The sequence below is a fragment of the Acinetobacter sp. ANC_7682 genome (assembly GCF_056779795.1).
Window position 1 is genome coordinate 20,013 of the sequence record NZ_JBWYIQ010000027.1, and the last position, 24,744, is coordinate 44,756.

A 24,744-nucleotide genomic window follows, 5' to 3' on the forward strand; every position below is an offset into this window, starting at 1 on the left:
ATCATTTCAATTGTTTAAAGCGATTGCCACGACAATAGCGCCCAACTGGATTCGCTGCCGCTCGCTTACGGCGAATATCTTTTGGATTAATCGTTAATGCCCGATAGATTTCCACCCGATCACCCGCTTGCAGAACATACGATTGATCTTGTACTTTCATCCCAAAAATTCCAACAGCATACTCATCTGGCAACTGCGTACACGACGCAATACCACTTTGTGTAATAGCATCCGCAACAGACATGCCTTCCACAAATTCAAGTTCAATGTGAAACTGCTGGTCTACAGCAGCATAAGCAACCCAAACTTTTGCATTTTGGATCATGGTAATAATTGACCTAAGTAAGAAATCATAGCAACCACAATTGCTAAAGGTGTCACAATACGCACAGCCACACGCCAGATATTATAAAAAGCTTCATTACTAAAATTCAGCGCTTTACGTAAATGACTAATTTTCATGATCCAACCCACGAAAATTGCATAGATTAAACAAATGCTTAATCCCCAAAGCATTAAAATCGGAGTTAAAAATAGATCGGCTGCAGGGAATACCCAAATTAAAAGTGGTGCAAGCAATAAAATATATTGCACCGCTTGAGCTAATCCACGATGTACGAGTTGTTCCTTGCCAAGTTGCAGGAGTAAAGCTACTGCAAATATTGTCGCGATTAAAACGATATATGCTGGAATTGCAGCACTAATTGCAAAATATCCAAATCCAGCCACAGCCACCAGTTGCGCTAGCCAAATCGGTAAAGTTTTTGGCGTTGCAGCATCTTGTTTCTCTTGATTGAGATTTGTCTGCCAATATAATCCAAGCCCGAGACCAGAAGCCACTAAAGCGAGAATAGTTGCATTGCCCCACTCTTTAAACTCAACAGGAGTCAGCTGCCAATCATTGACTTGGACACCAAAAACTTGAGCCGCGATTAAACTTGCAATCGTTGCAATCGCAGTAAGTACAACCAATACAGAACGTTGAAGAAATGATAAACCAAATGCAATGAATGCTGCGATACCCATCAAAATATTTGAACCAATACCAAAATCATTTTGTTGTGCTACAGCATTAGAAGTATTAAGTAATATACCGCCTGCTAAGAATGGAATAAAAATAACAGCAAGCCAGCCCACTACTCTCCAACGTTGGTTTGCATCGGCTTCACGGGTCAATTTTGATAATGCGTTCAGCGCTGAAGTTTGAGCTCGTTTCGCCAATCCAATTTCTAAATAAATAATTGGCAACGCTAAAAACAACATCGTTGCAAACCAAAGTAACCAAAAATCGAGTTGTCGATCAATTTGCAAGCCTAAGCTTGGTGCTAGACCCACAATAATGATAAATGACAAACAAAATGCCATCAGCGGCGATAACCATCGTGACATAGCGGTGTCCTGCATGAGGTATTCCATTAAAAAGTTTTACGCTATTTTGCCTAGCTCAATCATTAAAATCAAAGTCTAGCGTAAAAAAAATAAGTGTAGATCTTAGCCACTTCAAATTAAATTTTTAATACTGATCCGCGCGAGTAACACGCTTCAAGCTTGGGTCACGAGCTTCTCTGACCAATCGCTCAACGTGAGTTATGGTACGTAGTGTTGGCTTACCATCCTGAAATAAAATCATTTCGCCGGGCGTATATGCAAACCAAGCTTCATTATCTGTTAATGGTTCTGTCGTGATCACAGCCACACGATCCTCAGGTGTCGTGACCTGACTAAAATCGACCTCAACATCAATATCAATTAATCGTGCAGGTTGAAATGGATATTCGCGAACAATCCAGTGTAATTTTGTGGTCGCATAACTATACAAAGCCTGTCCATTTGATAAACAAAAATTGAATGTCCCATGTTCTGCTATTGTTGGTGAAATTTCTTCTAAGGCATGAAATACATCTTGGACACTTGGCTCTACATAACTAAACTTTTGTACGAGATGTTCTAATAAATAGCAAAATGCAAGCTCACTATCTGTATTACCTACTGGTGTGAACTGTCCCGACAACCTTGGATGAAAATCATGCAAATCACCATTATGCGCGAAAATCCATTGTCTCCCCCACAATTCACGAATAAACGGATGAGAATTTTCTAAAGTAATTTTTCCCTGTGTTGCTTTACGAATATGGGCAATGACATTACGCGATTTAATCGGATAATTACGAACGAATTCTGCAATTGGAGACTCGACTGCAGATTGGTTATCAACAAATAAGCGGCATGCCTTATCCTCAAAGAAAGCGATGCCAAAACCATCTGAGTGATCTGACGTTATTCCAGCGCGCTGAGAAAAACCACGAAAAGAAAACGTAATATCCGTAGGGGTGGCACAATTCATTCCAAGTAGTTGGCACATAATCTTTCATTTTGCTTTAGTTATCAGTTTTATTGTGCATCAGCCTTATAGATGTTGCAAATATGAATATGGCAATTGAATATGTTTTATGCTGGATATATGGGACATAAAACGATTATTCTTATCAAACAAAAAAAGCCACCGAAGTGACTTTTTATGATGTGATTATGAATTAGTACGCCGACTTAGAACGATTGGTAATCAATGTTCCAACACCGTGATCCGTAAAAATTTCCAACAAAGTCGCATGTGGAACACGACCATCCACAATATGCGCGCTCACTACACCACCTTTCACCGCATCAAGCGCACATCCCACTTTCGGAATCATACCGCCGTAGATCACACCTGTATCGATCAAGCGATCGACTTCTTGTGTTGTTAGTCCAGTGAGTAGGTTTTTATTCTCATCCAATACACCACTGATATTCGTAAGAAGAATTAACTTTTCTGCACCCAAAGCTTCAGCAACTTTACCAGCAACTAAATCTGCATTGATATTGTAAGTATTACCTTCCTCATCAACACCAAGTGGAGCAATCACTGGAATAAAATCACTTTGAGTGAACATTTCCAGAACGTCAGTTTTTACACCGACCACTTCACCCACTAACCCAAGATCAATTTGTTGAACAGATCCATCCTCTTGGGTTTTTTCCATCAACAACTTTTGAGCACGAATTAAGTTACCGTCTTTACCCGTTAATCCAATTGCACGACCACCATGTTGATTGATCAAATTCACAATAGACTTATTTACACTTCCGCCCAACACCATTTCTACAACTTCCATAGTTGCAGGATCAGTTACACGCATTCCATCAATACGGTCTGATTCACGCCCAAGTTGTTTCAAAAATGAATCGACTTGAGGACCACCACCATGAACCACAATCGGATTAAGACCAACTGTTTTCAATAGCACGATATCACGGGCAAACGAACTTTCTAATGCAGGATCAGTCATTGCATTGCCGCCATATTTCACTACAAGTGTTTTACCTGTAAATCTTTGGATGTATGGCAAAGCTTCTGTCAAAATTTGAGCTTTGTCGATGCCAGTTTGTTGGTGTGGCATTCGCCTCTCCTTCATTCCTACATTAGTGTGCATTCAAAATACTTTGAGCAAGCACAGGATATTTTTCATTTAAAATTTTTACAAAATGCTGGCGAATTTCATAAAGTTTCGATGGGCTATCTGCATCAAACCGTACCGTGAAGTATTCACCAGTATTTGATGCTCGCATAATGCCAAATCCGTAGTCAAAATCAAGGCGAATACCATCGATTTTACTCATTTTAGCCCCAGTACTTTTACAATTCTGCTCTATCAAGGCTAGGACGTCTTGCGGATTTGCATCTTGCGTTTCAATATAGGTATCTTCAGTACCAAAGCGATCTGGGAATTGAGCGAGATATTCAGATAGCGTGATATTAAGTTGACTCAATGCCTCCATGACCCGTAATGCTGCATAGATACCATCATCGTAACCAAAACCACGACCATCATTGAAGACATAATGACCCGCATATTCTCCCCCAAAAACAGCTCGACCTTTGGATTGGGAAATATAACGGCGCATGAAACTGCTGCCAGTACGAATCATTTTTGCGATGCCTTGTAATTGTTCAATGGTTTTTGACACCATCGTTGAACATTTTACGTCATAAACAATTTCATGATGCGGATGCTGAGTTAAACACAATGATGCGAATAATGCTAACAAGCGATCAGCAGACACAATGTGAGCATTCTCATCCAAAATGACGGCACGATCACCATCACCATCAAGAGCAATCCCCAAATCCGCCTGATGCAACAAAATTTTTTCTTTTAGCTGCGTCAAATGCTTCGCTTGTGAAGGGTCTGGAGGATGATCAGGAAACTCTCCATTTTCACGACAACGTATTGAAATGACTTCACATCCCATTTTTTGTAGTACTAAATCAGCACAACGCCCAGCGGCACCATGCATACCATCTAATACAACCTTGAGTGGACGCTTTAATTGAATATCCTTGAGCAAAGCATGCTGATAAGCCAAGCAATACTCTGATTTAATCTGATGTGTCAGTTGAGGTGGCGTTGGAAAGTGATCATGTTGAAAATAGAAACCTTCTGCATACTCCCCAACATTTTGAATCATGTCTGGACAAGGTGGTTCGTATTCAATAATCCATTTAATCCCATTATCATGTTTAGGGTTATGACTCGCGGTCACCATGATGCCATTGCCATTTTTATGTCGAGCAGCAAAATACATTTGTGGGGTTGAACAACATCCAATGTTCTCGACATTCATCCCTTGGTTTTTGAAGACTGATTCAATAATCCAAGCAAAAGTAGGCCCAGTCAATCGAGCATCGTAACCTAGCACAATACTTTTCTGGCCACGTGATTGATACTGAGCAGCAAGCCCATGCGCAATCGCATAAATTGTTCTTGTATCCAATTGACTGACTTTTCCGCGAATATCATAAGCGCGGAAAATTTGTCTTGGAAAAATAAGTGGTTGGGTATTCATTCTTAATTAACACCGTTGACTGCTGAGTCAGAACAGCGTGATGAGAGTTGATCCAAATAAATTTTGAATATATTGAGTAATAAAAAATATCGTTATTCTTTATATAACGTGTACCAATTTCAATTTATATAATCTTTGTTAATATTTTGCAACATATAAATAAAAGCCTGATTTTACAGGCTTTTATCCAAAATACTATTGTTTTCCAGTGTGTCCGAATCCACCAGCTCCTCGCTCACTTGCCTTGAATTCGTCAACTAAATCAAATTTAGCTTGTAAAACAGGAACCAATACGTATTGAGCCAATCGCTCACCCGGCTCTAATGTAAATGCATTTTGACTGCGGTTCCAAACTGAAACCATTAATTCACCTTGATAATCTGAATCAATTAGACCGACGAGATTTCCTAATACAATCCCGTGTTTATGACCTAAGCCAGAACGAGGCAAAATCAAACCCGCATAACTTGGGTCTTCGATATAAATTGCCATACCTGTTTTAACTAAAACAGTCTGACCAGGCTCAATAGTGATCGCTTCATCTACACATGCACGTAAATCTAAACCTGCCGATCCTGTTGTTGCATAAGTAGGTAATGGCCATTCTTGACCAAGTCGTTGGTCGAGTACTTTCACTTGAACTTTCATATTCAATCCTGTTTTAAAATGTAATTAACGTTTGAGTAAAGCTTTCAGATTTTGCAGATAATGCTGTGCCTGTAATTTTGGATCGATATTTTCAGCCAATTTCTTTTTTCGACCTAGCCAATCGACTTCATCTTGTGGCAATTCATCCAAGAAGCGACTTGGTGTCATTTGTTTCATCTGACCGCCATTTTTACGCTGTTCTGCAAGCGTCAAAGTCAGACCTTGTTTGGCACGGGTAATACCAACGTACATCAGTCGACGTTCTTCTTCGATGGTATCAGCCACAATTGAATTCTTGTGCGGAAGCAACTCTTCCTCAAGCCCCATAATATAAACAAATGGGAATTCCAGGCCTTTAGAAGCATGCAAAGTCAGTAAGTTTACTTTATCGATATCTTCATCTTCTTGCTGTTGCTCCAACATATCCAGCAACACCATCTTACGAATGACACTTTCGATATTTTTTTCATCGACATCTTCAGCACGATTGATCAAACTTTGAATACTGCTATAAAGCACTTCAATATTGTCAATTTTAGTTTTTTCTTGTGCTGGCGTCGCTGCCGTTTCTTTGATGTAGTCGATATATCCTGCCTCAACCATCATTTGGCGGACTTTAGGCACAGGTTCATCATCATCTAACAGTTCACGCGTAAAACCTTCGATAAAATCAGCAAACTCAGCCAATTGAGATGTCGCCTTCTTCGGTAATACCATACTTAGGCGCTGATCATTCGCGGCACCTAGTAAAGAAAGATTATTCTCTTGCGCAAATAAACCTAGTTTTTCTAAAGTCACAGGTCCTATGGCACGTTTAGGTGTGTTAATAATGCGTAAGAAAGCACTGTCATCTTCAGGGTTAATAATGAGACGTAGATAGCTCATAATATCCTTGATTTCAGCACGACCAAAGAACGACTGACCACCAGAAAGTTTGTAGGGAATCTGCATCTGACGAAGTTGTGTTTCTAAAACACGTGCTTGGAAGTTTCCACGGTATAACACGGCGTAATCTTTCCAATTTTTACCATTCATCAATTTATGAGTCAGCAAATCTTTAACAACGCGTTCCGCTTCATCATCATCATTACGACAAGTAATAATGCGGATCACCTCACCATGACCTTTATCACTCCACAATTTTTTATCAAAAATATGTGGGTTATTCTCAATCACATGGTTTGCAGCTTTTAAAATACGACTGGTTGAACGATAGTTTTGCTCAAGCTTAATGACTTTTAAATTGGGGAAATCTTCCTTCAATAAGGCCATATTTTCTGGCTTTGCCCCCCGCCAAGCATAAATTGATTGGTCATCATCCCCTACAGCCGTAAATTGTCCCATGACACCAACAAGCAGTTTGACCAAGATATATTGGGCGGTATTGGTATCTTGATATTCATCAACCAACAAATAACGTACACGGTTTTGCCATTTATCACGGACTTCAGCATTTTCTTGAAGAAGGCGTGTCGGCATTACGATTAAATCGTCAAAATCGACCGCATTATAGGCACGTAAATTACGCTCATAAAGTTGATAGAGATGCGCAAATTGAACATCTTCAGCCGTTTCACAAGTCGTATGTGCTTGCTCCGGCAAAATTAGATCGTTTTTCCAATCTGAGATCATCTTCATCGCTTTTGCGATCAGCTCTTTACTTTCTGCACCAGACAAATTATCTCGGTGCATTAAATCCATTAAAATACGCTTACAGTCATCAGCATCTAAAATGGAAAAGTTTGCTTTAAGTGGCGTATGTTTTAATTCTAGTCTTAATAAATTCAAACCAAAGGTGTGAAAGGTAGAAACAGATAAACCCTTTCCATCCTCTTTACCAAGCAATTTACCGACACGCTCTTTCATCTCTCGTGCAGCTTTGTTGGTAAAAGTCATCGCAGTAATACGATGTGCTGGTATACCGCATTTTTTGACTAAATATGCAATTTTCTGTGTGATTACAGAGGTCTTACCTGAGCCTGCCCCAGCAAGTACTAACAAGGGTCCTTGAGTGTATTTCATGGCTTCAAGTTGCTTGTCGTTCAAATGACTGGCTGATGACATATTCTTTCCTCTTTTCCTTCAGCGCTCGATTATAGTCATCTGCTTCGAATATGACTAACGTTAAATTTAATGAAGGTATATTTGAATAAATTTCAGACATAAAAAAACCACCCGAAGGTGGCTTTTTTAAGATCATGTATTATTGAACTGCGTAAACAGCAATCTCTACACGACGGTTTTGTTCTTTACCTGCTGCAGTTGTGTTATCAGCAATTGGGTTTGAAGAACCTAAACCTTGAGCATTAATACGTGCTGTAGAAACACCCTTAGATGCTAAATAGCTAGCAACAGATTGAGCACGTGCTTGTGACAATGGGATGTTAATCGCATCATTACCTGAACTATCAGTATAACCAGTTACAAGGATACCGCTCTTGTTGTCTTCAGTTAAAACTTGTGCAACACGGTTTAAAGTGTCATAGAAGTTTGGCTTGATATTTGATTTATTTGTATCAAACGTGATAGCACCTGGCATTACTAAGTTAATAGAGCCATCTGGATTACGGTTTACATCAATACCTGTACCAGCAGTTGCTTGGCGTAATTTTTTCTCTTTATTGTCGAGATATACGCCTGCAGCACCACCTAATACAGCACCAATCGCTGCTGCACGGTTATTTTGACGGCTAGTGTTCGCATTACCTTTAGAAACACCGTAACCAGCTGCTGCACCAATTAAAGCACCCAATGCAGTTTTGTCATACTCGACGCCACCAATATTGTTACCAGTTGTTTGACAACCAGAAAGTACCATTGCCCCAACCACTGCAGCTGAAATAGCTAATGCACGCATGGGATGACTCCTTTTATATGTTTTTGTATGTGATGAATAATGATTTGTTAGAAACAATTTAACCATTACTATTTTGTTAATAATAAACAGTTTATTAACAATATGTAATCTTTTGTAGCATCTTTCGTTAATGCTTCATCATATTTTATACATAGTTAAGAAAACGGGCTTTGTGATTTGAGCGACTCGATTTATAGTGTTTTAAAAATTTCAATCACATGCAATCACTTTTTAGGACTGTGCAATGGCAGCAGAGAAGCAGAAACAACCTATTTTAAAAAAAATTTCTAAGGGTTTAACCGTAGGTTCTGTGATCACAGGAAGTACATTTTTTCGTGGCCCACCTATTCTTGCATTAGGTTTGACTAAACTCGTAAAAAAATCATCAAAAATCGATGAAACCAATATCAATATCGCCAATGGTTGGATTGGTACGAATAACTGGCTCATTGAAAAAGTTCTCCCTGAGCTTAAATGGCACATCACGATTGATGAAGATCTAGATCTCAATCTACAAGGTCGTTACATCATGACCTGTAATCACCAAAGCTGGGTAGATACAACTGTTACTCAATATTTTGGTCTTAAACGTATGCCGCTCACACGTTTTTTTACGAAATGGGAACTCATTTTTATTCCTTTTGTTGGGCAAGCATTCAAGATCCTTGGTTTTCCTATGATGAAGCGTCATACCAAAGCGCAAATCGAAAAAAATCCTGCGCTGAAATATCGTGATATGGAAGAAGCGCGTAAATCGTGTGAACAACTGCTCAGCCAACCTTTTACCTTATTAAATTATTTAGAAGGTACGCGCTATACGCCCGAAAAACATGCTCAACAAAAATCTCCGTATAAAAATTTACTCAAGCCTAAAGCGGGTGGTCTAGCACTTGCCCTAAATATTCTAGGAAGTGAAATTGATGCACTAGTCGATATGACCATTGTCTATCCAGATGGTGTGCCAGGTTATGGAGATTTTTGGTTAGGAGAAGTTTCTCAAATTGCCGTGAATTTAAGAAAAATTGAAATTCCTGCTTGGGTTCATAGCGGCAATTATGAGGATGATGCCGACTATCGCGCTCGTTTCCAAAAATGGGTTGATGAGCTTTGGACAGAAAAAGATCAGTTAATTACACAGTTAAAACAACAGCTTCAAGCTGAATCTGTAAATTAAGCTGTCCTCAGAATGTATTGCATATGACAGAACGCATGACTAATTCTCGAAAAACTTTCCGTCCACAGCGTCACGATACGTTATTTTGGAAGATGTTCCTGATTTATGACATCTTTATGATGCTCATTATTTTAGTCAATTTGTTTTGTCTATGTGCCAATGCATTTTTAATGAGTAATTTTGGCTCATGGGTATTTGACACGGTTCAATTACCTCAAATTCTGGAGTTTTATAAATCCGAGCTTCACCCATGGGTCATCATTACTGAAAGTTGGTTTATCACATTTTTAATTGTTGAACTCGCTGTAAGATGGCTGATTGCAATCGTCAATAAACATCATCAGCGTTGGTTTTTCTTTCCCTTCATTCATTGGTATGAAATATTAGCTATTATCCCTTACCTTCGCTTTTTACGTTTAATTCGCGTCGGAGTGATTGCCTATAGACTGCATGAGCTAGGCTATAAAGTCATACCTAATAAATGGTTCAGACGTCTTAATTTTTACTATAACGTGATCATGGAAGAGCTCTCTGATCGTGTGGTGATTACTGTCATTGATAGTGTAAAAAAAGAGTTAGACACTAGCTCAACCCATAAAAAAATCATTCATGATCTGGTGAATCACCATCGAGACATGTTTGCCACGACATTAGCGCAAGTCTTACAAGAATCTTTAGCAACCGAATTAAAACTTCAAAAAGATAATATCTCGCAAGGCGTTGGTCACATTGTCATTAAAGCAATTGAAGACACACCAGAGCTAACACAGCTCTTAAAGCTGATTCCATTGGTGGGTGGTCGTATAGAACAGCAAATCCACAACATTGGTCAACGATTAGGTGAAAATATTACCGACGGTTTAGTTGAACCTTTTATTTCTGGAACCATTGATAAACCGAATGCGCATTATCAACTCATTGCTGAAAAAATTAGCCAGCTCAATATTGATAATCATGCATTAGAACAACTCGTTGAATCTGTCGTTTATGAAAGTCTTGAGTCTTTAAGAAAACAGGTGGCAGTAAAACAATGGCAAATAGAGTTATCAAAAAACAATCAAGTCAAGGAATGATCATTTCTCTATTAATTTAATATATCCGCTAGAGAATTCTTGAGAATTGAACTAGCATTTGCACAATTAACAATTTTTACTTCGATTATAAAGCGCGAAGCAAGCAAGGAATGAATATGGCAGATATTCGGATTACCGGTAGAATGGTGAATTTTACCCGAATTACCTTTGACACCAATGATCATAATGTTATCCGCCAACAATTAAGTGCCATGATGAGTGAAACCTCTTATGAAGGTGCGCTTGTCATTCTAGACACAACCGTTGAACAAGAACTCATTGGACTCATTCAATTGGTCATCAGTTTAGGGTTACAGCCCATGGCTGTCGTTGATGGTTTAATGGGTGATGAAGCACGTGCGATCCAATTCCCAGTTCTTGCGGCTGATCGTCCTTTGCAGCGCATCAAAGCAACAAAAGAACAAGTGGTAGAAGCCCCAGCAAATACCCCTGAAGCTGAGAAGGCTCCAACACACATAGCTCCTGCAACCACACATAAAACTTCGTATCACGATGAAGTGCTTAGAACAGGACAATGTCTGGTACAAGATCACGGCGATATTATTTTAACTGCTGGAATTAATAGTGGCTCTGAAATCATCGCTTCAGGAAATATACATATTTATGGCTCTGCTCGTGGTAGAGTCATCGCCGGCGCCGGTGGCAATACAGCAGCACGAATTTTCTGTCATGTTTTAGAAGCTGAATTAGTATCTATCGCAGGAACATATTGTGTTGCAGATGATATTCCACCACATATGCTAAAAAAGTCAGTACATATCTATTTAAATGATGCTCAAGAGCTTGTCTTTGAAGCACTCGAATTTTAATGTATAACTAAACATGAGAACCCCTATAGTATTGGGGATAAACATAACAGGAGTGGATTCGGTGGCGAAAATTGTTGTCGTAACATCAGGTAAAGGTGGCGTAGGTAAAACAACTACCAGTGCATCTTTTGCAACAGGTTTAGCCCTTCGTGGCCACAAAACTGTTGTAATCGATTTTGACGTAGGTTTACGTAACCTCGACCTTATCATGGGTTGTGAGCGTCGTGTTGTTTATGATTTTGTGAATGTATTAAATAACGAAGCGAGATTACAACAAGCACTTATTCGCGATAAAGAAATCGAAAATCTATATATTTTACCTGCATCACAAACCCGTGATAAAGATGCGTTGACCGATGAAGGTGTTGCACGTGTTATGGACGAACTTTCTCAAGAGTTCGACTACATCATTTGTGACTCTCCTGCAGGTATTGAACGTGGTGCGATTTTAGCAATGTACCATGCTGATGAAGCAATCATTGTAACGAACCCTGAAATTTCATCTGTCCGAGATTCCGATCGTATTATTGGTATGTTGGACAGTAAAACGAAGAAAGTAGAAAATAACGAAGGTCGTATTCGTAAGCATCTTTGTATCACACGCTTCAACCCTGAACGTGCTGACAAGCAAGAAATGTTAACAGTCGATGATATTTCTAAAGATATCCTTCGCGTGCCAACGCTCGGTGTAATTCCTGAATGTAAAAGCGTGTTACAAGCTTCGAATGAAGGTAAGCCTGTTATTCTTTATACTGAAGAAGCAGCTGGACAAGCTTATGACGATCTTGTTGCACGCTTCCTTGGTGAAGAACGTCCATATCGTCACATCTCTGTGAAGCCGAAAGGCTGGTTAGCACGTTTATTTGGAGCATAAAGATGGCAGGATTCTGGAGTAAACTTTTTAGTAGTGATGACAAACCATCAAGTGCACAAACAGCTAAAGATCGCTTAAAAGTTATCGTGGCATCTGAAAATGGTCTAGGTAAGCGTTTAAGCCAAGATAAAATTGATTTAATGAAAAAAGAAATCATGCAAGTTGTGAATCGTTATGTGCGTGGTGTAGATGAACAGCATATACAAATGTCGGTTCGCTCAGAAGCAAATATCGAAATGCTAGAAATGAATATCAATTTGCCTGAAGAACGTTAATCTGATTTTTGATTAGTCAAGCAAATTGAATCAGGGCAAAATATGAGAGTGGCAGAAATAGGCTATTAGCTATATTCCGCCCACTTGAAGCAGAGCTTCAAGTCTTGCGACTAGACAAAGCAGTGCTTTGCTCATCTAGTCTCATATTTTGCCCTTTTTTATTGATTAAAAATACCAAGGAGATTGTGATGGCATTATCACAGCCAGCCACGTTCAATGAAGAATGGTCAGACGAGCGTGTTTTTGCCTATTTAAATCAGTTACCTCCTGAAGGTGTAAACGCTGATTTTCATGTTCTCTATCATGCTTTTAAACATATGCGTGCTAATGACTATGAGCGTTTACTCACTAAATTTATAGCAGATGGTCGTGATCTTAACGCTCAAAATCCTGAAGGCAAACGTATTCATGATGTGATCGCAGAATTCCCACGCCAAAGTGCAGAATTCCTTGCTGTTTTAGCAAAATTTGCCTAAAAAACAGATAAAAAAGCCTGCTTGAGCAGGCTTTTTTGATTTAAATCTATCTTATACCTGTTAAAAAATAGTTTCGTATTAAGGTTACTTTTACGTTTGGGTGAAACTTAGATTATTTCCATTGCCAACCCAATGCAATAGCACCACCAACATCACCTTGTGAACTTGCGGTTCCAGATGCTTTATAGACAAAGCGATTCGTTTCAGAAACCCCACTAAATCCAATGGCAATACCTTGCTCACCATCCCATGTACCAGCAGCTGCACTGAACATACTTGCACCAGCATAAGTTGGCTGGGGTAATGAAGCGACAGCCAAAGATGCTGCAATAGCTGCTCGAGTGTCACGTCGTTCATCGGCAAAACTCTGTTCTAAAGCATTTACACGTCGACTAGTATACTCATTGGCCTGATTCAATATTTCATTGGTTCGTATATTCGTATATTCCTGTGCATCGCTCAAAACTTGCTGATCTGCTTGACGCATTTGTTTTACATTGACTGCGTCGGTATCCGCTGTACCTGCTGCCACATTAACAATTTGGCGTTGTTGCGTAGAGGAACCCACTGAAACCGTATTGTCCCGATCGGTAGACGAAGCATTTCCTAAAAGAACAGCATTATTTGCGTCAGACGTTATATTATTCCCAAGAGCTACAGTACTATTTCCTGAAATATTGTTGAAATTACCAACTGAATGCGTATTTTCACCCGTAACCGTATTGTGATTTCCTAAAGCTGTTGCATGTTCACCAGCGACTTGTGATTCAGCCCCAATTACAATACTCTCACGACCCGATGCTACTGATGAACTTCCGATTGCAAGAGCATCTTCACCTGTTGCATTTGGTAATATTGCATTTTCACTAGGATTTGTTCCAACAGATATTGCGACAGTTCCACCACTAGCCAAAGACGTTAGCCACTGTTGTTCGGTGCCATTAAAGCCATTTTGTACAGCAATCTCAAAAGCACTAAATCCTTGATCACCTTTGTCACCTTTTAAGCCTTGAAGTCCTTGATCACCTTTATCGCCCTTGTCGCCTTTTAAGCCTTGAAGTCCTTGATCACCTTGATCTCCCTTATCACCTTTCAATCCTTGAGGACCTTGGTCACCTTTATCTCCTTTGAGTGACGTCAGCCAATCTTGCTCTGTTCCTACAAATCCATTATTCACCGCCACTTGGTAAGCACTATCACCTTGTGGTCCTACACCGCCACCAGGTCCACCGCTTGTACCTGGTATACCTTGATCCCCTTTATCTCCCTTATCGCCTTTTTCACCTTTTAATGATGTAAGCCAATCTGTTTCAGAGCCCTCAAATCCATTACTCACAGCAACCTCGTACGCACTTGCTCCAGCTGGTCCTGTTGCACCCGTGCCTGCTCCACTGCCTGCACCATTATTTTCGAGTGCAGACACACGGTCTTTTAACGCTGTAAATTCAATATCAATCCCTCTAATTGTTTGATTTACGTTTTGGTATGTATAGCCTTGCATTTCAAATGAAAGGGGCATCACACTCCCCTGAAACATAGTCACCCCAGTACCCAGAATTCTTTGTAAATTGTCTGTCAATTGATCAACATTAATAGCATCATGAGTATCTAATCCCCATGCTAAGTTCATGATTCGGCGTTTTAATTGATCACTACCGACTGAAATAACATTCTCTCGATCTGCAACCGATGCACTACCTAAAGCAACAGAATTGCTCGCATAAACCTGACTCAGCTCACCAATCGCTACTGACTCTCTTACGGATGTATAATTTGGTCCTGGTCGAATAATAATAGAACCACCGACAGCCACATTAGTGTGACCTTGCACATTACTGTTGGAGGCAAATATATGAGAACTCGTCGCACCAACCTCATTAAATCCACCAAAAATCATCGAGCCATTAGTGTTGACGTCGTGAATATTATTCATACCAACAACAACAGATTTTACAGACGAGTTTAAATTTGAAATACCTATAGAGATGCCCCCTTCAGCAGTATTTGAACTACCGATCGCAATACTCCCTTCCCCCTTAACCACTTGATTATTACCAATGGCAATATTACTTGTATGATGCGTTGTGTTTTGATTTCCAATGACCACATTATTTTGCGTTGTCATTACAGCGTTTGGTGTAACGGTATTATTCAAACCAAAAACAGTATGATTCATCCCAATATTGACGTTATTGCTTTGTCCCATAACCACACTGTTCGGTGCAACCACTGAATTATTTTCACCACAGATGAAAGACGTAGTATCTGAGTTCGTCGCTGTGCCTGTTGAGCCCTCACATTCATCAGCTTGCACCTGACTCGTCATTGCAGTTAATGCCCCAATTAAAATCAGATAACCTGTCGTCATTCCAATATTTTTTAAAGATTGTGCAAAACGTGTACGTCCAAGTTCCCCTGTTACGACTAATTTTCCATTACGATTACGGATAACTCGGTATATATGGTTCATGTAATTCCCCTTAGTTTTTGACATGGTCATGTCACTTGCAGGTTTTCCATAGTTTGCAAGAAAGACTTTTTATAATGAGGAAAATCAAACCATAAAGCTGATAATCTAGAAGCCCCCCTTTAAGGGGGGATGAAAAAAATATTTTTGTGAAAAAATGATTAATATTTACTTTTTTATCTCAATTTTTTTAAAAAAATCTATAATTTGAATTTGTTATAATCAAAACAGTTCAATCGAAGATGAATTCAATAAGTTTTCGTAAAAGTGATCGAACAAGGCTCGGCACCCTCCATCGCCTGAGAAATCTTTGCTGTACTCAACTTCCGCTCCTTACCATTGCGCCCAGTATTTTTGACTATTTGAATTTTTTGATTCCACATGATGCCTACGGTATGGCACTGACCTATCCAAATGGTGAACCTTATATACTGTATTACAAAAATCTTAACCCTCAGTCGATGAGGTATGTCCAAGAAAATACTGAATTATTCTTAAACTTAAAAACCGAAAGCCATATCCGCTGGCTCAACTGCCCTATGTTACCCAAAGTCGGAAATCTTTTACGCCCAGATGATCCGTATTTTCATAGCTTAACCTACCAGATGATTGTGCGCCAAAGCGGTCTTCACCATACACTAGATTTAAGATTAGAACGCAATCATATTCCTGCAGGAGGTATTACCCTCTATAGGCGTATGTCACAACCCTTCCAATTACAAGATCATCGTTTATTAGAACAAGCTGGTGTCTATATCGAATATGCGCTTAACAATCAAATGGAGGATGGCAACGATGTAATTGAATCAGATCAAGCGTTGTTAATCGTGAATTCTCAAAATGATTTAGTCATGATGACTGATGCTGCAAAGGATTTACTGAATCTCTTCCCGATACATTATGAATTTTGGGAACCATATAAAGCGTTGCCAAAATCATGCTATCAAGTCATCAATGAGCTTAAATATGGGCAACAAATCCCCAAGCTTAGTTTGACCATTCCTAATGGAATATTAACCCTTCGCGCTGAATGGTTAAGTAGTCAAAATACAACCGATACAAATATCGCCTTATACTTAAAGCGCTCATTACCACGCTCCCTCATTATTTTAAAAAAACTAGAAGCACTTGATCTATCCCCCCGAGAATGCCAAGTGGCTTTTTCGTTAATTACAGGCATGAATAAAAGTGAAATTTTACAAAAATTATCCATTAGCCCTGCGGTATTTAAAGATTGTGTCAAGTCAGTTTATCAAAGCTTGAATGTTCACTCTGTGAGTGAACTGATCACATTTGCCAGCCAATGGATTACCCCCAAAAACAACACTTTTTTGAGTTAAATAAAAAAAAGCAACCTATGGTTGCTTTTTCTGAGTCAGTCTTCGTTAAACTAAAATTTCACGTTTACCATTTGCGCCCATTGCACTCACGATACCGTTTTCTTCCATTTGGTCAATAATACGTGCGGCACGATTATAACCCAGACTAAACTTACGCTGTAAAGATGAAGTGGATGCTTTGCGGGTTTCTAAAACAAAAGCAACACATTGATCATAAAGTGCGTCACGGTCAGAAGCACCATCACCATCCTCAAAGCCACGTGATGCTGGCTCTTCATCAAATGGGGTGAGAATTTCATCCACATAGTTTGGTGCACCACGCTCACGCCAGGCATCACAAATACGGTTCACTTCGTCATCGGCAATAAATGCACCATGCACACGCTCAGGCTCAATTTTACCTGGTCCTAAGAACAGCATATCACCATGTCCAAGCAAATCTTCTGCACCACCCGCATCCAAAATCGTACGCGAGTCAATTTTAGAGTTTACACGTAGCGCAACACGCGTCGGTATATTCGCCTTAATTAAGCCCGTGATTACATCGACGGATGGACGCTGTGTCGCAAGTAATAAATGAATGCCAGCAGCACGTGATTTTTGAGCTAAACGAGTGATCATTTCTTCCGCTTTCTTACCCACCTGCATGATCATATCTGCGAATTCATCTGCAACAATCACAATCGAAGGCAATGGTGTAAGTCTAGGTGCACGTTCTCCAGCAACTGACTCACTGGCTTTCCAAGTTGGATCAAATAGATCTTCACCATTGGCAATTGCTTCTTCAACTTTACGGTTATAGTCACTCAATTTACGTATTTTTAAGAACGACATCAGCTTATAACGACGCTCCATCTCATTCACACACCAATTTAAAGCACTGACTGCATCTTTCATGTCAGTCACAACAGGCGTGAGTAAATGCGGAATATCGTTATAGTTCGCCAATTCAAGTTGTTTAGGATCAATCAAAATAAGACGCAATTGATCTGGCGTATATTTTAAAAGCATCGATAGAATCATCGAGTTTACAGCAACAGATTTACCTGAACCTGTGGTACCGGCAACCAACATATGTGGTGCCTTGCCCAACTCAGTAATGACTGGGTTGCCAGAAATATCTTTACCCATGGCCATGGATAAGATTCCATCTGGATCTTTAAATTTTGGAATTTGTACCAATTCAATCAGGCGCACCATCTCACGTGTACTATTCGGAACTTCAATGCCAATGTAAGGTTTTCCAGGGATCACCTCAACAACACGTACTGATGCCATCGACATTGATCGTGCTAAGTCACGAGAAATATTAGTTACTTTCGAGGCTTTCACACCAGGCGCAAGATCCAGTTCAAATCTGGTCACGACAGGACCCGGTTGAGCTTCAATCACTTTCGCTTTGACATTAAACTCTTGTAATTTAATTTCTAACAGTTCTGATAATCTTGATAATTGCTCTGCAGTGAAGTTTACTTTTTTGTTTGGGTCTACTTCATCAAGTAAATCCAAACCAGGAAGTGGTGATAAATCTTTACGGCGCTCAGCAACTTGCATTGCACGAGACATTGGACGACCAGCAGCATCTGTTAATGGCGCATCGAAATCAAACTCATCCTCTTCAACTTCGGGCTTACCTACCGTTTCTTGCCAAGCTTCTCTAAAAGCATCCTTATCTGAAGATATACGTTGTTTTTCCTCATCACTCACTTTAGCAACAGGAATTAATGATCCCTCTTGCTCAACCATATTTTGTGGTGATGGAGCAATAATACCTTGCTCTGATTCATATTCTGCGACTGTATCTGAATTAGGTGAAGTCATAAATTTAATATTTGGCGTCACCAAATTTGGACGCTTGACCTCTGGATTAGACAAAGCTTCTGCTTCATCCGCAAGTGATGCAAGACCATCAAGCTCAGAAGCTAACAGATCTGCTTTAGTGATCGCTTCCGCCGCTGCGCTCGATTGACTTGCGTATACAGCACTTACACCAATAGCTGAGGTATTTTGGATTAGGGATGCTGTATTTTGATCATCAGCAGATTGACCTGAAGGATTTGTTTGATGATGAAAAGGAGTATGAATATCTTTGGCGTGCTGTCCTTGTGGAACAACTTCAAGCAATTCATCAAAGATTTGATCATCATTCCAGTCCAAAGCAGTATCTTGAACAGTTGAGCGCTGCTCTACTCGAACGTTTTTACTTAAATCATTAATTTCTGAAGTACGTTGATCAAGCTGATCCTCCTCTGCTGCACGCAAAAGCTCATCAATTTCTCTTTTATGATCTTCATCGCTATGCAAGGCTTTCCAAACTTCACCCGTTGGAACAATACGTTGACTCTCACGCTCTAACTCATGCGCTTTCGCGATGGTACGCTCGAGCTCTGCCTCATCATCTTCATCAAAACGATGATTTTGTTGAGACACTTGGAAACGCATATCTTCAAATAGTTTTTCAGCAGTACGTTCATGACGCGCTTGTAATTGATCTATTTCTTCTAAATGACTGACATCATTGAGCTCAGCTTGATGAGGGACTGGAGCTGAATCTTTTACAGGAGGTTCAATTTCTTTTTTCGCTTTTGGCTGAGTCGTCAAATCATAAGCTGATTCAGTCTCAGGTACATTTTTATAGAATAAATCTTGCAAATAAGCGGGTGTCGCCTTCAAAGTAGACCATGTCTTGTTCCACTGAATACCAAAAGCCAGTGTGATTAGAACGATGCTGAGTACGATCAGAAAAAAAACGGCGCCATAAATCGTCAAAAGCTGTTTTAAACTCTCACCCAATTCGTAACCAATGATTCCACCTGAAGCGTTAGCAAGCGTATCTGCAGGCACTGACCAAAGTAAATAAAACAAACTCGCGACGGTAAGTAGAATGAAAAATTGAGCAGCAAAACGAAATGGACGACTCAAAAAACTTCTTGGCCACCACACTTGAATCGCTTCAATGAATAAATAAATTGGGATCAGTAAACTTGCCCAGCCCAGAAATCCAAATAAGAGATCTGCAATCCAAGCACCTGCGACACCACTTGCATTTGAAACTTGTTGAGTATCACTCGAAATATGCATCCAACCCGGATCAAATGGCGTATAAGTCACTGTTGCTAAAAACAGATAAATACCAAATGATATTAAGAAGAATGTTAAAACTAAGCGCTGTGCATATACACTCGACACCGCAGTCATATACTGTCCTGTAAACGATTATTCATTAATGTTCTAATGTTGAAATGGAACAATTTCTTCATTATAGAAAACTTACTATTATGCACCTGTTCATTAAAAAAAGGTGCAGCTTTCTAAGGTTTCCTTGTTAACACTTTTAACTATATAGCTCAATTCGATTTAGTTGATCAATATAATCCACATTCATTCCACACAACTGTGGTGAAGTTTCACGTATAATTTTCAGTAAATCGATATATCAAATTAAAAGGATGCTTATACATGAGCGCTCGTCACTCAAGATTGATTATTTTAGGTTCTGGTCCTGCAGGTTATAGCGCAGCTGTATATGCTGCACGAGCAAATTTAAAACCAACTTTGATCGCTGGTATGCAATTGGGTGGTCAGCTCACCACAACTACAGAAGTTGATAACTGGCCAGGTGATCCTGAAGGCTTAACAGGTCCTGCTTTAATGGAGCGTATGCAAGCTCACGCAGAACGTTTTGGTACTGAATTGGTTTACGATCACATTAACGAAGTTGACTTAAATGTACGTCCATTCGTTTTAAAAGGTGATATGGAAGAATACACGTGTGATGCTTTGATCATTGCAACAGGCGCTACGGCTCAATACTTAGGATTAGAATCCGAAGCTGCTTATATGGGTCAAGGTGTGAGTGCGTGTGCAACTTGTGATGGTTTCTTCTATAAAAATCAAAAAGTCATGGTTGTCGGTGGTGGTAACACTGCGGTTGAAGAAGCGCTTTATTTATCAAACATTGCTTCACATGTAACACTTGTACATCGTCGCGATAAATTACGTTCTGAAAAAATCCTTCAAGATCATCTTTTTGCAAAAGAGAAAGAAGGCAAAATCAGCATCATCTGGAACCATGAAGTTGAAGAAGTACTTGGTAACCCTCAAGATGGCGTTACTAGTGTTCGCTTGAAATCTACAACTGATACTACAACACAAAACGTTGAAGTGACTGGATTGTTCGTCGCTATAGGTCACAAACCTAATACTGCAATGTTTGAAGGTCAGCTTGAACTACGTGATGGTTATATCCAAGTTCAAAGTGGTACACGTGGTAATGCAACTGCGACTTCTGTTGAAGGCGTATTTGCTGCAGGTGATGTTGCAGACAATATCTACCGCCAAGCAATTACATCAGCAGGTTCAGGTTGTATGGCTGCTTTAGACGCTGAGAAATATTTAGACAACTAATATTTATTTAAAAACCCAAAAAACCACCTTCGGGTGGTTTTTTTATTCTTTCAACTTGGCATAATCATTTTAAACATTTTTATCTTCGGTTTTTCATTATTATTTTTAGAACTTAATCCCTATGCTCCCTCCTTCTGAATTTATTTTCCCTAATCCAATTGAATCCGATCCCGAAGGTCAAGGACTAATCTGTATAGGTGCTGACCTCTCCCCTTCTACATTATTTGAAGCTTATACACATGGTTTATTTCCTTGGTTTTCCGAAGGTGAGCCGATCTGCTGGTGGAGTCCAGAACCTCGCTGCATTATCTACCCTTCGTCATACCATCCAAGTAAATCACTCATTCGTAACATGAAAAAACATGATTATACGATTACCATTAACCGTGATTTTGAACATGTGATACGTTCTTGCTCATTACCACGAAGTTATGCCAATGAAACATGGATTACTGAAGATATCATTCAGGGTTACTGTTCATTATTTGAGTCAGGCTATGCATATAGTGTCGAAGTACGCAGAGAAAATTCGATTGTCGGCGGGCTCTATGGTGTCTCTATAGGTCAGGGTATTTTTGGTGAATCCATGTTTAGTCGAGAGACTGATGTTTCAAAAATGGCTTTTTATACCCTCATGTTGATTAGCCTTGAAAACCAGGTACCCTGGGTTGACTGTCAATTGGTGAATGATCATCTCATGAGCTTAGGTGCTTGCACAATTTCTCGCCAAGACTACCTTAATTCGTTACAAGATGTGATAAAACAGCCTCAGATTGATTGGCAAAAGTATAAAGACGGTGTATTTTCAAGTAAAACAATAGCATTTGATCAACGACTCATGGATTGAGAAATAGGAGGGACAATATGAATTCTTATCAACCCCAGTCCCTATTAAATGAATTGCAGTATTACATTACACCACCGCATGACTGCAGTTATCTTCCCGAGAAATCAGCACGGATGGTCTTTTTAGATCCTGCTCATAAAATCGACGTTGTAACTTTATCAGAATTGTCTCGTGTAGGATTTCGAAGAAGCGGAGATTTTGTCTATCGACCTGAATGTCATTTGTGTCGACAATGCCTTTCATGTCGTGTACCTGTTGATGCTTTTAAAATGAACAGTCAACAAAAGAAAGCTTGGAAACGTAATCAAGACTTAGAAGTTAGAATAACCCAAACTCAAGATGCTACTGATTTACACTATCAACTCTATGAACGTTACATCAATGAGCGTCATTCAGATGGAGATATGTTCCCCCCTAGCTATGATCAATTCGAGAAGTTTTTGATTCACAGTTGTAGCAATAGTTTCTTTATAGAACTTTGGAAAGATGATCGACTCATTTGTGTCTCAACCTGCGATGTATTAGATGATGGAGTATCCGCCGTCTATACATTTTTTGATCCAGATGAATCCAAACGTTCTTTAGGCGTTTTTGCAGTCCTTAAGCAAATTGAATATGTAAAGCAGCACAATCAAGAGTTTGTATATTTAGGATATTGGGTACCCCATTCATTCAAAATGAACTATAAGTCCCAATATGCGCCTTTTGAATTATTACTGGATGGTCAATGGCGACGTGTTAATAAAATGCTCAGCAACGAAGAAATCGATCAATTAGGTCATATGCTGATGACGACACTTCCCTCTGAATGGAATAACTTTATCGTAAAGTAGGGTATTGAATTTTGTCACTTGAATAAATCTGCAAAATTATCACTGCATGCCTTTACCATAATGATGGCATGCTCTTTTCCACCAGCTAATGTTGGATAATAGTTTTTACGCATATCAATTTGATGAAATCCGGATTTCTCATATAGTGCAATCGCAGCCTTATTACTTTCTCGGACCTCTAAAAAGATTTGTACGGGATCATTATTGAGTTGAGCCATTGAAGCTTCAAGCAATTGATATCCCAACCCTTTTCCACGCATTTTCGGATGAACTGCCATCAACAGCAAATTTGCTTCATCCAATACAGGCTGTAAAATACAGAAACCAACAACACGATTCTGGTATTCAATCACTGTGGATTGATATGAATCAACCGCTTCTGAAAATTGTTTTTTTGTCCAAGGATGCGTCTGCCCCAAACTTTCAATTTCATATACCACCTCAACATCTGATGTCAGCATCGGTCGAATCATAATCATTACATTGCATTTTTTAAGTTAGTACATTATAGAAAGTTCGAAAATAAATGAAATAAAAAAAGGCAGCTTACGCTGCCCGAATGCACAAAAGTAAATACTTAAAAACCGAGTTTTGCTTTCCATGTTACCAATAAACCCACGGTATCCAAATCATTCGGATGGAAGCCTGGTTTAAAATAAGCCAACATTTCCTTACCCATACCAGAAATAATTCCTTTAGATGGACTATATCCATAGGTATAGATATCTTTCAAAGATGCAATATTTAACTGTTTATCGTCTTTCAATAAACGCGCTACAAAATAAGTCTGCACCATGAATAGCACAACCATTGCTGCCACTAAAGAAGATGTTCGAGCAAGATAAGATTTGATTCCTTTACCGAACACACCTTCAAATACATCATATGCGACAGCCTTATGCTCATTTTCTTCAACGGCATGCCAAGCCCACATCGTCGCCATTGTTTCATCAGTCATTAATGCTTGAATATGTTCATTACGCAATAATTCTGAGGCAATGGTTGCTGTAAAATGTTCAAGCGCAGTCGTTCCCATCAGATCGATCATTTCTTGTGAAATACCAAATGGTTTCATAAGGGTGCTAGCTGACTTACGAAAAGTTTGAATGACCGTATCTGTGGCTTTTTCAAGTGCAGCAACATCATGACCAAATTTTTGTGCTGATGCATTAAAGCCAGCATGCTCATGTGTATGCATTGCTTCCTGACCAATAAATGCTGAAATCTCTTTTTGGAGATCTTCATTATCTTTAATGGCTGGATGTTGGCGAACTGCACGGACTGAATCGATAAAGAATTTTTCACCTGCAGGAAATAATGCAGATAACGCTGTCATGAAATGAGTTAGTCCTGCTGAACCACTCATCCAATATTCTGGTACGTGATCAAAATCAAATTGCATACGACGTACTGGAAATGATGCACCGGCACGATTTGTAATATTTACTTTAGCATTCATTGCTGGACTCCTATTCGGGATCTATCCAAATCTAGTTTTATGATTCTTTTCATTACTTCATCTTAGTGATTTATTATTTTTATGATAAATGCCTTATAGGTCACATCATTATCAGTTAAGGACAGCTTACAATTCTTATTGTCTAACAATTTATAGATTACATAAAAAAACGCCCCAATGGGGCGTTTCTTTCACACAATCAATACTTATGCAGTTACTTTAGCAACAACACCAGCACCAACTGTACGACCACCTTCACGGATCGCAAAACGTAGACCTGGGTCCATTGCGATTGGG

General features: G+C 39.4%; 23 protein-coding genes. 10 read left to right on the top strand and 13 right to left on the bottom strand.

The window, feature by feature from the left end; genetic code table 11:
* Position 1 precedes the first annotated feature (1 nt).
* From AC1M9D_RS10755 to AC1M9D_RS10790, 8 genes are all read right to left on the bottom strand, one after another.
* A complete protein-coding gene (locus tag AC1M9D_RS10755) occupies positions 2 to 325 on the bottom strand; it encodes an RnfH family protein (RefSeq protein WP_481612157.1) in 324 nt (107 codons plus the stop codon).
* Positions 322 to 1,404 (bottom strand): hypothetical protein, encoded by a 1,083-nt coding sequence (locus AC1M9D_RS10760; protein ID WP_481590779.1) that lies wholly within the window; start codon positions 1,402 to 1,404, stop codon positions 322 to 324. The genes AC1M9D_RS10755 and AC1M9D_RS10760 overlap by 4 nt, the downstream gene beginning before the upstream one ends.
* A gap of 109 nt (positions 1,405 to 1,513) precedes the next feature.
* On the bottom strand, positions 1,514 to 2,362 hold the full coding sequence (locus tag AC1M9D_RS10765) for a class II glutamine amidotransferase (protein WP_180028753.1): 849 nt from the start codon (positions 2,360 to 2,362) through the stop codon (positions 1,514 to 1,516).
* A 172-nt stretch (positions 2,363 to 2,534) separates the two neighbouring features.
* The gene (argB, locus tag AC1M9D_RS10770) at positions 2,535 to 3,440 is read right to left on the bottom strand and encodes an acetylglutamate kinase (protein WP_481612158.1); all 906 of its coding nucleotides are present in this window, start codon (positions 3,438 to 3,440) and stop codon (positions 2,535 to 2,537) included.
* Between the two features lie 22 nt (positions 3,441 to 3,462).
* Positions 3,463 to 4,887 carry a phosphomannomutase/phosphoglucomutase gene (locus AC1M9D_RS10775; RefSeq protein ID WP_481612159.1) on the bottom strand — a complete coding sequence of 475 codons (1,425 nt, stop codon included), beginning with the start codon at positions 4,885 to 4,887 and terminating at the stop codon, positions 3,463 to 3,465.
* 195 nt (positions 4,888 to 5,082) lie between these two features.
* Complete coding sequence (gene dut / locus AC1M9D_RS10780) at positions 5,083 to 5,535, bottom strand: dUTP diphosphatase (protein WP_481612160.1); 453 nt, start codon at positions 5,533 to 5,535, stop codon at positions 5,083 to 5,085.
* Positions 5,536 to 5,559: 24 nt separating this feature from the next.
* Positions 5,560 to 7,599: a UvrD-helicase domain-containing protein gene (locus AC1M9D_RS10785; protein ID WP_035267404.1), complete on the bottom strand. Its 2,040-nt coding sequence runs from the start codon at positions 7,597 to 7,599 to the stop codon at positions 5,560 to 5,562.
* A gap of 139 nt (positions 7,600 to 7,738) precedes the next feature.
* On the bottom strand, positions 7,739 to 8,392 hold the full coding sequence (locus AC1M9D_RS10790) for a YiaD family glycine zipper/OmpA-like lipoprotein (protein ID WP_092768184.1): 654 nt from the start codon (positions 8,390 to 8,392) through the stop codon (positions 7,739 to 7,741).
* A gap of 244 nt (positions 8,393 to 8,636) precedes the next feature.
* Here AC1M9D_RS10790 and AC1M9D_RS10795 point away from each other — a divergent pair, with 244 nt between their 5' ends.
* From AC1M9D_RS10795 to AC1M9D_RS10820, 6 genes are all read left to right on the top strand, one after another.
* A complete protein-coding gene (locus tag AC1M9D_RS10795; RefSeq protein WP_035267399.1) occupies positions 8,637 to 9,566 on the top strand; it encodes an acyltransferase in 930 nt (309 codons plus the stop codon).
* 23 nt (positions 9,567 to 9,589) lie between these two features.
* A complete protein-coding gene (locus tag AC1M9D_RS10800; protein ID WP_035267397.1) occupies positions 9,590 to 10,639 on the top strand; it encodes a hypothetical protein in 1,050 nt (349 codons plus the stop codon).
* A 116-nt stretch (positions 10,640 to 10,755) separates the two neighbouring features.
* On the top strand, positions 10,756 to 11,469 hold the full coding sequence (gene minC / locus AC1M9D_RS10805; protein WP_180000266.1) for a septum site-determining protein MinC: 714 nt from the start codon (positions 10,756 to 10,758) through the stop codon (positions 11,467 to 11,469).
* Positions 11,470 to 11,530: 61 nt separating this feature from the next.
* Positions 11,531 to 12,343, top strand: coding sequence for a septum site-determining protein MinD (minD, locus tag AC1M9D_RS10810; protein WP_035267390.1), 813 nt, complete (start codon positions 11,531 to 11,533; stop codon positions 12,341 to 12,343).
* 2 nt (positions 12,344 to 12,345) lie between these two features.
* Positions 12,346 to 12,618, top strand: a complete 273-nt coding sequence (minE, locus tag AC1M9D_RS10815) for a cell division topological specificity factor MinE (RefSeq protein ID WP_035267388.1) — start codon at positions 12,346 to 12,348, stop codon at positions 12,616 to 12,618.
* A 188-nt stretch (positions 12,619 to 12,806) separates the two neighbouring features.
* Positions 12,807 to 13,094 carry a PA4642 family protein gene (locus tag AC1M9D_RS10820; RefSeq protein WP_035267385.1) on the top strand — a complete coding sequence of 96 codons (288 nt, stop codon included), beginning with the start codon at positions 12,807 to 12,809 and terminating at the stop codon, positions 13,092 to 13,094.
* 112 nt (positions 13,095 to 13,206) lie between these two features.
* On the opposite strand, the gene AC1M9D_RS10825 is transcribed toward AC1M9D_RS10820, so the two are convergent.
* Positions 13,207 to 15,564: a YadA-like family protein gene (locus tag AC1M9D_RS10825; protein ID WP_481612161.1), complete on the bottom strand. Its 2,358-nt coding sequence runs from the start codon at positions 15,562 to 15,564 to the stop codon at positions 13,207 to 13,209.
* Positions 15,565 to 15,923: 359 nt separating this feature from the next.
* Between AC1M9D_RS10825 and AC1M9D_RS10830 the strand changes: the two genes are divergently transcribed.
* Entirely contained in the window at positions 15,924 to 16,901 is a 978-nt protein-coding gene (locus AC1M9D_RS10830; protein WP_481612162.1) for a helix-turn-helix transcriptional regulator, read from the top strand.
* A 45-nt stretch (positions 16,902 to 16,946) separates the two neighbouring features.
* On the opposite strand, the gene AC1M9D_RS10835 is transcribed toward AC1M9D_RS10830, so the two are convergent.
* Positions 16,947 to 20,099 (bottom strand): DNA translocase FtsK 4TM domain-containing protein, encoded by a 3,153-nt coding sequence (locus AC1M9D_RS10835; protein WP_481612163.1) that lies wholly within the window; start codon positions 20,097 to 20,099, stop codon positions 16,947 to 16,949.
* 261 nt (positions 20,100 to 20,360) lie between these two features.
* Between AC1M9D_RS10835 and trxB the strand changes: the two genes are divergently transcribed.
* The 3 genes from trxB (at position 20,361) to AC1M9D_RS10850 (ending at position 22,988) form a co-directional block, all read left to right on the top strand.
* Positions 20,361 to 21,308, top strand: a complete 948-nt coding sequence (gene trxB, locus AC1M9D_RS10840) for a thioredoxin-disulfide reductase (RefSeq protein ID WP_035267378.1) — start codon at positions 20,361 to 20,363, stop codon at positions 21,306 to 21,308.
* Between the two features lie 115 nt (positions 21,309 to 21,423).
* Positions 21,424 to 22,155 carry a leucyl/phenylalanyl-tRNA--protein transferase gene (gene aat, locus AC1M9D_RS10845; RefSeq protein WP_481594471.1) on the top strand — a complete coding sequence of 244 codons (732 nt, stop codon included), beginning with the start codon at positions 21,424 to 21,426 and terminating at the stop codon, positions 22,153 to 22,155.
* 17 nt (positions 22,156 to 22,172) lie between these two features.
* Positions 22,173 to 22,988: an arginyltransferase gene (locus AC1M9D_RS10850; RefSeq protein ID WP_180028761.1), complete on the top strand. Its 816-nt coding sequence runs from the start codon at positions 22,173 to 22,175 to the stop codon at positions 22,986 to 22,988.
* A 14-nt stretch (positions 22,989 to 23,002) separates the two neighbouring features.
* On the opposite strand, the gene rimI is transcribed toward AC1M9D_RS10850, so the two are convergent.
* The 3 genes from rimI to AC1M9D_RS10865 form a co-directional block, all read right to left on the bottom strand.
* A complete protein-coding gene (gene rimI / locus AC1M9D_RS10855; RefSeq protein ID WP_481610654.1) occupies positions 23,003 to 23,461 on the bottom strand; it encodes a ribosomal protein S18-alanine N-acetyltransferase in 459 nt (152 codons plus the stop codon).
* A 104-nt stretch (positions 23,462 to 23,565) separates the two neighbouring features.
* Positions 23,566 to 24,447, bottom strand: a complete 882-nt coding sequence (locus AC1M9D_RS10860; RefSeq protein ID WP_481612164.1) for a metal-dependent hydrolase — start codon at positions 24,445 to 24,447, stop codon at positions 23,566 to 23,568.
* Between the two features lie 206 nt (positions 24,448 to 24,653).
* A partial coding sequence (locus AC1M9D_RS10865) for an EF-Tu C-terminal domain-related protein (protein ID WP_019509660.1) occupies positions 24,654 to 24,744 on the bottom strand: 91 nt, incomplete at its 5' end.

Excerpts from the sequence above, each read along its gene's own strand:
- AC1M9D_RS10775 (WP_481612159.1), bottom strand. The coding sequence starts at position 4,887 with ATGAATACCCAACCACTTATTTTTCCAAGACAAATTTTCCGCGCTTAT.
- AC1M9D_RS10790 (WP_092768184.1), bottom strand. The coding sequence starts at position 8,392 with ATGCGTGCATTAGCTATTTCAGCTGCAGTGGTTGGGGCAATGGTACTT.
- AC1M9D_RS10860 (WP_481612164.1), bottom strand. The coding sequence starts at position 24,447 with ATGAATGCTAAAGTAAATATTACAAATCGTGCCGGTGCATCATTTCCA.
- AC1M9D_RS10850 (WP_180028761.1), top strand. The coding sequence starts at position 22,173 with ATGAATTCTTATCAACCCCAGTCCCTATTAAATGAATTGCAGTATTAC.
- AC1M9D_RS10785 (WP_035267404.1), bottom strand. The coding sequence starts at position 7,599 with ATGTCATCAGCCAGTCATTTGAACGACAAGCAACTTGAAGCCATGAAA.
- minC (WP_180000266.1), top strand. The coding sequence starts at position 10,756 with ATGGCAGATATTCGGATTACCGGTAGAATGGTGAATTTTACCCGAATT.
- AC1M9D_RS10820 (WP_035267385.1), top strand. The coding sequence starts at position 12,807 with ATGGCATTATCACAGCCAGCCACGTTCAATGAAGAATGGTCAGACGAG.
- AC1M9D_RS10760 (WP_481590779.1), bottom strand. The coding sequence starts at position 1,404 with ATGCAGGACACCGCTATGTCACGATGGTTATCGCCGCTGATGGCATTT.
- AC1M9D_RS10800 (WP_035267397.1), top strand. The coding sequence starts at position 9,590 with ATGACAGAACGCATGACTAATTCTCGAAAAACTTTCCGTCCACAGCGT.
- argB (WP_481612158.1), bottom strand. The coding sequence starts at position 3,440 with ATGCCACACCAACAAACTGGCATCGACAAAGCTCAAATTTTGACAGAA.
- dut (WP_481612160.1), bottom strand. The coding sequence starts at position 5,535 with ATGAAAGTTCAAGTGAAAGTACTCGACCAACGACTTGGTCAAGAATGG.
- AC1M9D_RS10765 (WP_180028753.1), bottom strand. The coding sequence starts at position 2,362 with ATGTGCCAACTACTTGGAATGAATTGTGCCACCCCTACGGATATTACG.
- AC1M9D_RS10795 (WP_035267399.1), top strand. The coding sequence starts at position 8,637 with ATGGCAGCAGAGAAGCAGAAACAACCTATTTTAAAAAAAATTTCTAAG.
- minE (WP_035267388.1), top strand. The coding sequence starts at position 12,346 with ATGGCAGGATTCTGGAGTAAACTTTTTAGTAGTGATGACAAACCATCA.
- rimI (WP_481610654.1), bottom strand. The coding sequence starts at position 23,461 with ATGATTCGACCGATGCTGACATCAGATGTTGAGGTGGTATATGAAATT.
- AC1M9D_RS10755 (WP_481612157.1), bottom strand. The coding sequence starts at position 325 with ATGATCCAAAATGCAAAAGTTTGGGTTGCTTATGCTGCTGTAGACCAG.
- AC1M9D_RS10825 (WP_481612161.1), bottom strand. The coding sequence starts at position 15,564 with ATGAACCATATATACCGAGTTATCCGTAATCGTAATGGAAAATTAGTC.
- trxB (WP_035267378.1), top strand. The coding sequence starts at position 20,361 with ATGAGCGCTCGTCACTCAAGATTGATTATTTTAGGTTCTGGTCCTGCA.
- AC1M9D_RS10835 (WP_481612163.1), bottom strand. The coding sequence starts at position 20,099 with ATGACTGCGGTGTCGAGTGTATATGCACAGCGCTTAGTTTTAACATTC.